Raw genomic sequence first — 10,548 nt, 5'->3', positions numbered from 1 at the left:
CCCCCCCCCCCCCCCCCCCCCCCCCCCCCCCCCCCCCCCCCCCCCCCCCCTTTTTGAACGTTGTCGTCGGCAGCGTCAGATGTGTATAAGAGACAGTCCTCACATATCTATCTTCGCACGGCGTCGTCGCGAATGATCTCCCGGGCTGCTCCCGGGGCCATGCGACCAGCACGCTTTTACTGTCACCCCGATGTCCAGGCAAGCCTTGCAGTGTGCTTGTTGGCGTCGCATTTCGTGGAGCACGACCATGGACAAGCTGGACCCGCAGCACACCGCGCTGGTGTTGATCGATCTGCAGAAGGGCATTGCGCCCTTTGCGGCTGGGCCGCATACGGCGTCGGAGGTGAACGAACGCGCCGGACGCCTCGCCGCCCGCTTCCGTGAACTGGGTGCGCCGGTGGTGTTGGTGCGCGTGGGCTTTTCCGCCGATGGCCGCGACATGCTGCGCCCGCTGGCTGACCAGGTGCCGCCCAGTCGAGCGCTGCCGGCGGATTGGCTGGAGTATGCCGAGGAGCTGTCGGTCAGCGAGGGTGATATCCATATCCTTAAGCGCCAGTGGGGCGCGTTCTACGGTACGGAACTGGAACTGCAGCTGCGTCGTCGCGGTGTAAGCCAGATCGTGTTGGGCGGCATTGCCACCAACATCGGTGTGGAGTCGACCGCGCGGCATGCGTTCGAGCTGGGCTTCCAGCAGGTATTCGTGGAGGACGCCATGAGCTCGGGCCATGCGGAGCACCACCGCTTTGCGGTGGAGAACATCTTTCCGCGCCTTGGTCGCGTGCGCTCCACCGAGCAGGTGCTGGCGGCGCTGGCCTGATCCGCACGCATCTGGGTACTCTCCCCGGCCTAGGCCGGGGAGAGCGCGGTGACGACGAAGCACAGAAAAGGGTGGGCCGTGGCGATGTCGCTCGGCATGGGGATGAGCGCCCACGCTGGCGAGGCGCGCTTTGAGGCGCGCGCGGTCACGGTGGACGGCCACGTTTTTCCCTACCAAGTGTTCGTGCCGCGCGACTGGTCGCCGGAGCGTGCATGGCCGGTGGTGCTGTTCCTGCACGGCAGCGGTGAGCGCGGCAGAGATAACCAGGCGCAACTCAGCCAGGGCCTGCCGCCGTGGCTCAAGCAACATGGCGAGGATTTCCCCGCCGTGGTGGTGGCGCCCCAGGCGCCGGACGACACCATCTGGGACGGCGCCCCGGAGCGCGCTGCGCTGGCTGCGCTCGAAGCCAGCATCCAGACGTACCACGGCGACCGCGAGCGCCTGTATCTCACCGGGCTTTCCATGGGTGGCTACGGCGCCTGGCAATTGGCAGTCGATCATCCCCGCCTGTTCGCGGCAGCCGTGGTGATTTGCGGTGGCGTGCGCGCGCCCAGCGATATGCGGGAACTGGCGGTGCATGGCGTGCCCGCCGGTGGCGATCCGTATGCCTGGGTGGCATCACGGGTGGCGCCCATGCCGGTTTGGATCTTCCATGGCGCTGCCGATGACGTGGTGTCGCCGGAAGATTCGCGCGCGATGTACGCGGCGCTGCGCACCACCCACAGCGACGTACGCTTCACCCTGTTCCCCGGGGTCAATCACGGCTCCTGGGTGCCGGCCTATGCCTCGCCAGCCTTGTGGCCGTGGGTGTTCTCGCACCGCCTCGCCCGGTCGGAATGAGCTTGGGCGGGTGCAAAGCCCCCTCGGCAGGGCGTGTGGCGCCCCTCTCCGGGCGCGCTTTTGTTGCGGTGCATACCAGTGCGGCATGGCGCCAGAAACGCTGTAATTAAAGACTTGCCATGGCGAGGGCGCGCGCCTAAACGCGAAGAAATATTGCGTTGCAGCGAAAGAGCATATGGCGGGTTCTTTACAAGGTTTCATGAAAACGTTTACGTTGGCGCCGCCGTGACCCTCCGGTCATGCCTTGCGACGCAGCCACCGTGACGACCAAGAAAGCGACCATCAAAGATGTTGCGCGTGAGGCCAAGGTGTCCGTGGCCTCGGTGTCGCGCGCACTCAACGGCCAGGGCGGGGTCACCGCCGAGACGCTCGATCGCATACGCGTCGCGGCCAAGCGTCTGCGCTACATCCCCGACAACGCGGCGCGCAGCCTGATCACGCGCCGCACGCACACCATCGGTGCGTTGCTGCCGGACCTGTATGGCGAATTCTTCTCCGAGCTGATTCGCGGCATCGATCTCGCGGCGCGTGCGCGTGGCCTGCAGCTGCTGGTGTCGAGTTCGCACGACGGTGTGGAAGACGCCGCCAACGCGATGCGCGCCATGCAGGGGCGCGTCGACGGCATGCTGATCCTTTCGCCCTGGGTCGACGCCGATTTCCTGCAGGCAAACCTGCCCGAAGATGTACCCACCGTGCTGATGAACAGCCCGCTCGATGCCGATGGCTGGAGTGTGCTCAACATCGATAACCGCGGCGGCGCCTATGCCATGGTGCAGCACCTGTTGACCACCGCGGGCCACGCCGATGTGGCTCTCATTTCCGGTCCGGGCAGCAACTACGACTCGCAGCAGCGCGAGCTGGGTTATCGCGAGGCCATGGCCACGTTTGCGTCCCGCGTACCGCTCAATATCGTGCAGGGCAACTTCACCGAGCAGTCGGGCTATGAAGCCGGGCGCGCGATCCTGGCGCAGTCGCCGCGCCCGCGTGCCGTGTTCGCCGCCAACGACATGATGGCGCTGGGTTGCCTGTACGCCTTCAAGGAAGCCGGTTTGCGCGTGCCCCAGGACATCGCGCTCGCCGGTTTCGACGATATCCCCATTGCGCGTTATCTCAGCCCGTCGTTGAGCACGGTCAGCGTGCACATCGCCGAGTTGGGTCGCAGCGCGCTCGAACGACTGGCCGCGCTATTGGATGGCCACGCCCAGTCAACCACCTCGGACACGCTCGGTTGCGCGGTCGTGATCCGGGAAACCTGCGGCAGTAGCCGTGATGACGCGTCACCCAAGAATCCATACCAACCTAAAAGCCCAACCGATGTCTGATCGTTTTGGAGGGGAGCCATGAAGTTGCTGCATCTCAAGAAGAAACTGCTTGTCAGCCTTATCACCGGCACGGTGATCGCCACGGTCGCCGCACCCACCATTGCGTGGGCGCAGACGGCCAACGCGACGCTGCGCGGTAAAGGCCCGGCCAATGCCGACGTCACTGCCAAGAATGTGGCCACCGGTGCCGTGCGTCGCACCAAGACCGATGGCCAGGGCGGCTACGCGCTGGTCGGTCTGCCGCCCGGCACCTATCAGGTGGATGCGGGCGCAGGCACCGAGCGCACCGTAACCCTGACCGTGGCCTCCACCGCCACGCTCGATCTGAGTCAGCCAGCGCCGACCAGCGCCAATGCCGCAGAAGCCAAGAGCCTTGGCGGTGTGTCCGTGTCGGCCACGACGCTGCAGGAAGTGAAGACGCCGGAAGTGGGCGCCACCATTTCGTTGCGCCAGATCGACACGATTCCGCAGGTGTCGCGCAACTTCCTCGAGTTCGCTGACAGCGTGCCGGGCATGGTGTTCTCGGTTGATTCGGCCGGCCACACATCCTTGCGTGGCGGTGCTATGAACAATAGCTCTGTAAACGTTTACATCGACGGCGTGGGTCAGAAGGGTTACGTCAAGGAAGGCGGCGTGAGCGGCCAGGGCAGCAGCCAGGGCAATCCGTTCCCGCAGTTGGCGATTGGCGAATACAAGGTCATCACCTCCAACTACAAGGCGGAATACGACCAGCTCTCCAGCGCGGCGGTGACGGCGCAGACCAAGTCGGGCACCAACGAGTTCCACGGCGAAACCTATTACCGCTATACGAACGATTCGTTCCGCGCGGAGACGCCGGGAGAAGAGGCGGCAGGCAAGAAGACCGCTTCCAACGAAAAGGAATACGGCTTTGCGGTCGGCGGTCCGATCATCAAGGACCAGATGCATTTCTTCATGGCGTACGAGGCCAAGCGCTTCGACACGCCGGTGACGGTGGCGCCGAGTTCCGACGGTTCGCCGGGCGTGCCGTACCTGCCGGCCTCGGCGGCCAGCCAGTTGGGCCCATCCAACCTGCCGTTCCAGGAAGATCTGTACTTCGCCAAGGTCGACTGGGAGCCGACGGACCGCGACCGCTTCGAGATGAGCGCGCAGATCCGCAATGAAACGCAGCTCGACGGCATGGGTGCCGGCCAGCAGAGCGGCCCGCAGGCGGCGTACAACATCAAGAACGACGACAAGCGCTATTCGCTGCGTTGGCAGCATAGCGGTGAGGCGTATTTCAACGAGCTGCTGTTCACCTACGAAGACGCCAAGAACGCACCCACGGCCGTCACGCAAGGCAATGGCTACGTGTACACCTGGCAGCGTCCCACCGACGATCCGATCATCGTGATGGCTGGCGGCGCCAACCCGTTGGCGACGCAGAACAAGGGCCAGCGCGGTCCGGCGCTGCAGGACAGCTTCACCTTCAACGACCTGCAGTGGCACGGCGATCACGTGGTGAAGATGGGCGTGAAGCTCAAGGACGTCACGCTGAACGCGGCGGATGCCGCCGACATCAATCCGCAGTTCTATTACAACGTGACGCCGGATGGCACCGCGAGCACGCCGTACAAGGCGTTCTTCACCAAGCCGGTGCTCGGCCTGGGCCTTACGCCGTCGGTCACCACCAAGAGCCGCCAGCTCGGTACCTTCATCCAGGACGACTGGTCGGTGAACGACAAGCTCACGGTGAACCTCGGCGTGCGTTGGGATTACGAGCGCACGCCGTCCTACGTGGACTTCGTGACGCCGGCCAACGTGGTCGCCGCATTCAACAGCCAGGACCCGAACGCTCCGGCCGGTCAGACTTATGCGCAGACGCTCGCCAAGGGCGGCGTGAACATCAATGACTACATCAGCAACGGCAGCAATCGCTCCGCCTATAAGGGCGAGTGGCAGCCGCGCCTGGGCTTCTCCTACGACCTCAACGGTGACGAGGAGCACGTGATCCATGGCGGCTACGGCCGCGCCTACGATCGCGACCTGTACGACTACCTGCAGCTGGAAACCACCAAGTCGGCGTTGCCGCAGTACACGATCTACTTCAAGGATCCGGCAACCGGCCAGTGCCACCGCAACAGCGCGCCGTGCTACGACTGGAACCCGGCGTTGCTCAACGGCCTGCCGAACCTGCAGGCGCTGCTCGGCGCGGCGTCCAATGCCGGCACCGAAGTAGACATGCTCAATAACAACCTCAAGGCACCGTACTCGGATCAGTACAGCCTGGGCATGTCCAACCAGATCGGCGACTGGCACACCGACGCCACCGTAACGCGCATCCTGAGCTACGACGGCTTTGCCTTCACGCTGGGCAACCGTTACCCGGACGGCTCGTTCTTCAAGAAGAACAGCCAGCCATGGGGCAACGGCATTCCGGGCTTTGGCGGTCTGATCATCGGTAATAACGGCATCGCCACGCGTACCACCCAGCTCCTGCTGTCGGCCCAGAAGCCGTATGACAAGGCCTCGGGTTGGGGTGCCACGTTTGCCTACACCTACACCAACGCCAAGCAGAACCGCGATATCAACGAGCACTACTCGTTCGACTACGCCACCATCCAGGACTACCCCTTCATCACCTCGAATGCGGCTGCCAAACACCGCTTCGTGGCGACGGGCAACATGGATGGCCCGTGGGGCACGGTGTTGTCCGCCAAATTCACCCTGGCCACGCCGCTGCCGTACGACGGCATCGCTTGCTACACGGGCGTGACGCTCGCCAATGGCAGTAGTTGCCAGGCGGTCGCGGCCATTCCGCATGGCTCGCGCTTCCTGCTGGGCGGCAAGATCTGGGGTTATCGCGATATCGACCTACAGGCCACGAAGGACTTCGATCTCGGCCACGGGATGACGTTGTACGGTCGTTTCGATGTGCTCAACGTGTTCAACTGGCACAACTACTCGGACTACCTCACCACGTTCGCACCCGGCAGCACGTCGGTGAGTTACAACCCGACCGGCAACATCACCTTCGTGCCGCGTACGTTCAAGTTCGAAGTGGGTTTGAAGTTCTAAGTTTCACCTGTAACGCAGCCGGTCTTCTCCTTCCTCCCCCGAAGACCGGTCTGCACTCGGCGGCGGATGCCCCCCGGCATCCGCCGCTACCTTTATCTGGAGAGCCTTGCCGTGCGCCTATTGTCGCGTTCCCGATTCCTTCCCCTGATCGCCGGCGCGTTGCTGGCCTTGGTGGCGGGTTATGGCCACGCCGATACGGCACAACCGGCGCACTACGCGCAGTTGCCCGCCGCGCAGCAGGCGATGGTCGATGACCTGCAGAAGCGCACGTTCCAGTGGTTCTGGGATAGCGCCGACCCGAAGACGGCTCTGGTACCCGATCACTATCCGGGGCCTTCCTTCGCCAGCATCGCCTCCTCGGGCTTTGCGCTGACGGCCTACGGCGTTGGCGTGGAACGCGGCTACATCACGCGCGATCAGGCCATCGAGCGCACGCTGCTCACGCTGCAATTCTTCAAGGATGCGCAGCAGGATGACAGCGAGGACGAAGCCACCGGCTTCCATGGTTTCTATTACCACTTCCTGGATATGCACACCGGCAAGCGCTATGCGCGCTGGGTCGAGCTGTCCAGCGTGGACACCACGCTGCTGCTCGGCGGCGTGCTGTTCGCGCAATCGTATTTCGATCGCGCCACGCCCAAGGAAAAGCAGATCCGCGAGCTGGCCGATGTGATCTATCGCCGTGTCGACTGGACCTGGATGCAGGCCAAGGCGCCGCTGATCAGCATGGGCTGGACACCGGGCAGCAAGTTCATCCCCGCCAACTGGAAGGGCTACAACGAAGGCATGCTGGTCTATGTGCTGGCGCTGGGGTCGCCCACGCATCCGGTCGGCGACGATGCGTGGCCCGCATGGACCAAGACCTATCCCGAGTTCTGGGGTCCGTTCCAGGGCCGCACCTTTCTGAACTTCGCACCGATGTTCGGTCATCAGTACAGCCACACCTGGATCGATTTCCGCGGCATCCAGGATGCCTGGGCACGCGAACACCACACCGACTACTTCAAGAACAGCCGCGAGGCGGCCTATGCCCAGCGGGCCTACGCCATCGCCAACCCCAATCACTGGAACGGTTATGGCGAGAATGTGTGGGGCCTCACCGCCTGCAACGGCCCTGGCGATGCGGTGGTCAAGCGCGACGATGGCAGCACGCGCGCGTTCTATGGCTACACCGCGCGCGGTGCCGGCATCGATTACATCTCCGACGATGGCACCATCGCGCCCACCGCGGCCGGCGGCTCGATCGCCTTCGCGCCGGAGATCGTGGTGCCCGCACTGATGGAAATGAAAGCGCGCTACGGCAAGGACATCTACAATCGCTACGGATTCGTCGACGCGTTCAACCCCAGCTATGGCACCGAGATGACGCCCAAGGAAGGTCGCGCGGTACCGGGCATGGGTTGGGCCGACGACAAGCACATCGGCATTGACCAAGGCCCTATCGTGGTGATGATCGAAAATTGGCGCAGCGGTTTCGTATGGAACGTGATGCGCAAGAACCCCTATGTTCGCAAAGGCCTGGAACGCGCGGGTTTCGCTGGCGGCTGGCTGGATAACGCGTCGAAGTAAGCATGCCTCAAACGCCACGCAGCCTTGGCATGATGATCTGGCGCGGCGCGCTTGCCGCGCTGGTGCTGGGTTTGCTTGCGGCGTGCGGGCCGCACGCCGACGAACCGCGCACCCTGGTGTTCTGGACCATTGGGCGCGAAGGCGAGGCGGTGATGAAGTTGTTGCCGGATTTCGAACGCGAGCATCCCGATATTCGCGTCAAGACGCAGCAATTGCCGCTGAGCGCGGCGCATCAGAAATTGCTTACCGCCTTCGCCGGCGATTCCACGCCCGACCTGACCCAGTTGGGCAATACGTGGCTGCCGGAGTTCGCCGCGCTGAGCGCGCTGGAGCCCCTGGAGGCGCGCGTGAATGCCTCCGCGATGGTTCGCCCGGACGATTACTTTGCTGCGATCTGGGCCACCAACCGCGTCGACGGTCAGCTGTATGGCGTGCCGTGGTACGTGGATACGCGCCTGTTGTTCTATCGCACCGACCTGCTCAAGGCCGCTGGATTCGACGCGCCGCCGCGCGACTGGGCCGAATGGCGGCGTGCGCTGGCCGCGCTCAGCCATCCCGAGCGTGGCATCTACGGCATCCTGTTGCCCACCAACGAATTCGAGCAGCTGATGTCGCTGGCCTTGCAGCAGCCCGATCCGCTGCTGCGTGACGACAATCGCTATGGCAACTTCCAGAGCCCGGGATTCAAGCGCGCGCTCGCGTTCTACGTGGACATCTTCCGCTCACGGCAGGCACCGCCGATTACGGCGATGGAGGCGGGCAATCCATGGGATGAATTCGGCCGGGGCGTGTATGCGTTCTACTTCTCCGGGCCATGGAATATCGGCGAATTTCGCCAGCGCCTGCCGGCCTCGCAGCAAGATGACTGGTCCACCGCGCCCTTGCCCGGTCCCGTGGGTGCGGGCGTGGGTGCGGCGGGTGGTTCCAGCCTGGTGATCTTCCGACGCTCGGCCAACAAGGACGCGGCCTGGGCGCTGATCGAATACCTGTCGCGCCCCGATGTGCAGCAGCGCTTCTATGACCTGCTCGGCGACATGCCCGCGCGCCGCAGTGCGTGGGATGGCGAACGTTTGCGCAACGATCCCAAGGTACGCGCCTTCCGCGAACAGCTGGAACAGGTAAAGCCCACGCCCGCCGTGCCGGAGTGGGAGCAGATCGTCAACGAGATGCAGCTGGTGGCGGCCGAAGCGGTGGCCGGACGCCTCTCGGTGGATCAAGCCGCGGCCGAGATCGACCGGCGCGCCGATCGCATCCTGGAGAAACGCCGCTGGATACTCGCGCACGATCGCGGCGCGCAAGGCACGTCGCCATGAATTCGCGTCGCGCCGCCTGGTGGTTCCTCGCGCCGGCCCTGCTGGTGCTGGGCGTGTTCTTCGTGCTGCCGGTGGTGGCCGCGCTGGGGCTCAGCCTTACCGACTACGACTTGTATGCGCTGGCGGACATTCGCCATCTGCGCTTCGTGGCGCTGGGCAACTACTGGGAGCTGTTGCATCAGTCGCGCTTCTGGGGGGCGCTGTGGCACACGCTGTACTTCGTGCTGGTGGGCGTGCCGCTGTCCATGGCCGCTTCGCTGGGCGCCGCGCTGCTGTTGAACTCGCCGCTGGCGCGCGGCAAGGCATTCTTCCGCACGGCGCTGTTCGCGCCGGTGGTGACCACGGTGGTGGCGGTGGCGGTGGTGTGGCGCTACATCCTCAATACCAAGTACGGCCTCGCCAACTACGTGTTGGGTCTGCTCGGCATCCATCCGGTGGACTGGCTGGGCGATCCGCACTGGGCCATGCCCAGCATCATCCTGTTCGCGGTATGGAAGAACTTTGGCTACAACATGATCATCTTCCTGGCTGGCTTGCAGGCGATTCCGGCGGATCTTTACGAGGCGGCACGTATCGACGGTGCCTCGGTGCCACAGCAGTTTCGCCACATCACCCTGCCGATGTTGCAGCCGACCTTGCTGATGGTGGCCATTCTCACGGTGTCGGGCTACTTCCAGTTGTTCGCCGAGCCTTATGTCATGACCTGGGGCGGCCCGCTGCAAAGCACCACCAGCGTGCTCTACCTGATGTACAACGAAGGCTTCCAGTGGTGGAACTTCGGTACCGCGTCGGCCGTGGCCTTCCTGTTGTTCGTGATCATGTTCGGCGTGACCGCGCTGATGTTGCGCGCGGGTCGTCGCAAGGAGGCGCCATGAGCCAGCGCGCCGCCAAGGCGGTCATCAACGGCCTGTTGATCGGCGCGAGCATCGTGGCGCTGTTTCCGCTGCTATGGATGTTGTCGGTGTCCTTCATGCAGCCCGGCGCGGCCAGCGCCTTACCACCGCCGCTATGGCCTAGCCATCCCACGCTGAGCAACTACGAAGCCTTGTTCGTGCGCGCGGGCATGGGGCGCTACCTGCTCAACAGCCTGTGGGTGGCCACGGCCATCACGGTGCTCTCGCTGGCGTGCAACCTGATGGCGGGCTATGCCTTCGCCAAGCTGCGGTTTGCTGGCCGCGAACGCTTGTTTCGCGGGCTGCTCGGCTTGTTGGTGATTCCCGCACAGGTGGCGATGCTGCCGTTGTTCTTGTTGCTCAAGTACCTGGGGCTGGTGAACAGCTATGCGGCGGTGATCGTGCCGGCCATGGCGACGGCCTTCGGGATTTTCCTGGTGCGCCAGTACGCGCGCAGCATTCCCGATGAACTGCTGGAGGCGGCGCGCATCGACGGCGCCAGCGAGGCGCGCATCTTTGGCCAGATCGTGCTGCCGCTACTCAAGCCGATCATGGTGACGTTGGCGATCTTCACTTTCCTCACTGCGTGGAACGACTTCATGTGGCCACTGATCGCGCTGACGGGGCAGGAGCACTACACCCTGCCGATCGGCCTGGCTTCGCTCTCGCGCGAGCACGCACAGGACAGCGAGCTGATGATGGCGGGCTCGGTGATCACCGTGATCCCCGTGCTGGCGTTGTTCCTCGCCATGCAACGC

General features: G+C 64.3%; 8 protein-coding genes. All 8 read left to right on the top strand.

What is annotated here, in order from left to right; translation table 11 throughout:
• The first annotated feature begins 247 nt into the window (after positions 1-247).
• Positions 248-817 carry a hydrolase gene (locus JHD67_RS19995; RefSeq protein ID WP_199100926.1) on the top strand — a complete coding sequence of 190 codons (570 nt, stop codon included), beginning with the start codon at positions 248-250 and terminating at the stop codon, positions 815-817.
• A gap of 84 nt (positions 818-901) precedes the next feature.
• Positions 902-1,657, top strand: coding sequence for a prolyl oligopeptidase family serine peptidase (locus tag JHD67_RS19990; protein WP_199100928.1), 756 nt, complete (start codon positions 902-904; stop codon positions 1,655-1,657).
• A 260-nt stretch (positions 1,658-1,917) separates the two neighbouring features.
• Positions 1,918-2,979, top strand: a complete 1,062-nt coding sequence (locus tag JHD67_RS19985) for a LacI family DNA-binding transcriptional regulator (protein ID WP_343214405.1) — start codon at positions 1,918-1,920, stop codon at positions 2,977-2,979.
• An 18-nt stretch (positions 2,980-2,997) separates the two neighbouring features.
• Positions 2,998-6,015, top strand: a complete 3,018-nt coding sequence (locus tag JHD67_RS19980) for a TonB-dependent receptor (RefSeq protein WP_199100924.1) — start codon at positions 2,998-3,000, stop codon at positions 6,013-6,015.
• Positions 6,016-6,081: 66 nt separating this feature from the next.
• Positions 6,082-7,584, top strand: coding sequence for a glucoamylase family protein (locus JHD67_RS19975; protein WP_199100923.1), 1,503 nt, complete (start codon positions 6,082-6,084; stop codon positions 7,582-7,584).
• A gap of 29 nt (positions 7,585-7,613) precedes the next feature.
• Positions 7,614-8,897: a sugar ABC transporter substrate-binding protein gene (locus tag JHD67_RS19970; protein ID WP_233172122.1), complete on the top strand. Its 1,284-nt coding sequence runs from the start codon at positions 7,614-7,616 to the stop codon at positions 8,895-8,897.
• A complete protein-coding gene (locus tag JHD67_RS19965) occupies positions 8,894-9,772 on the top strand; it encodes a sugar ABC transporter permease (RefSeq protein ID WP_199100922.1) in 879 nt (292 codons plus the stop codon). The genes JHD67_RS19970 and JHD67_RS19965 overlap by 4 nt, the downstream gene beginning before the upstream one ends.
• Positions 9,769-10,548: carbohydrate ABC transporter permease (locus JHD67_RS19960; RefSeq protein ID WP_199100921.1), on the top strand; the 780-nt coding region annotated here is incomplete at its 3' end. The genes JHD67_RS19965 and JHD67_RS19960, both read left to right, overlap by 4 nt.

It is taken from the genome of Dyella sp. ASV21, from assembly GCF_016428975.1.
Taxonomy (GTDB): Bacteria; Pseudomonadota; Gammaproteobacteria; order Xanthomonadales; family Rhodanobacteraceae; genus Dyella.
This window is presented reverse-complemented; position numbering and strand designations above follow the sequence as displayed.

Coding starts and splice junctions, on each gene's coding strand:
- JHD67_RS19980 (WP_199100924.1), top strand. CDS start 2,998: ATGAAGTTGCTGCATCTCAAGAAGAAACTGCTTGTCAGCCTTATCACC.
- JHD67_RS19975 (WP_199100923.1), top strand. CDS start 6,082: ATGCCCCCCGGCATCCGCCGCTACCTTTATCTGGAGAGCCTTGCCGTG.
- JHD67_RS19995 (WP_199100926.1), top strand. CDS start 248: ATGGACAAGCTGGACCCGCAGCACACCGCGCTGGTGTTGATCGATCTG.
- JHD67_RS19970 (WP_233172122.1), top strand. CDS start 7,614: ATGATGATCTGGCGCGGCGCGCTTGCCGCGCTGGTGCTGGGTTTGCTT.
- JHD67_RS19965 (WP_199100922.1), top strand. CDS start 8,894: ATGAATTCGCGTCGCGCCGCCTGGTGGTTCCTCGCGCCGGCCCTGCTG.
- JHD67_RS19990 (WP_199100928.1), top strand. CDS start 902: ATGTCGCTCGGCATGGGGATGAGCGCCCACGCTGGCGAGGCGCGCTTT.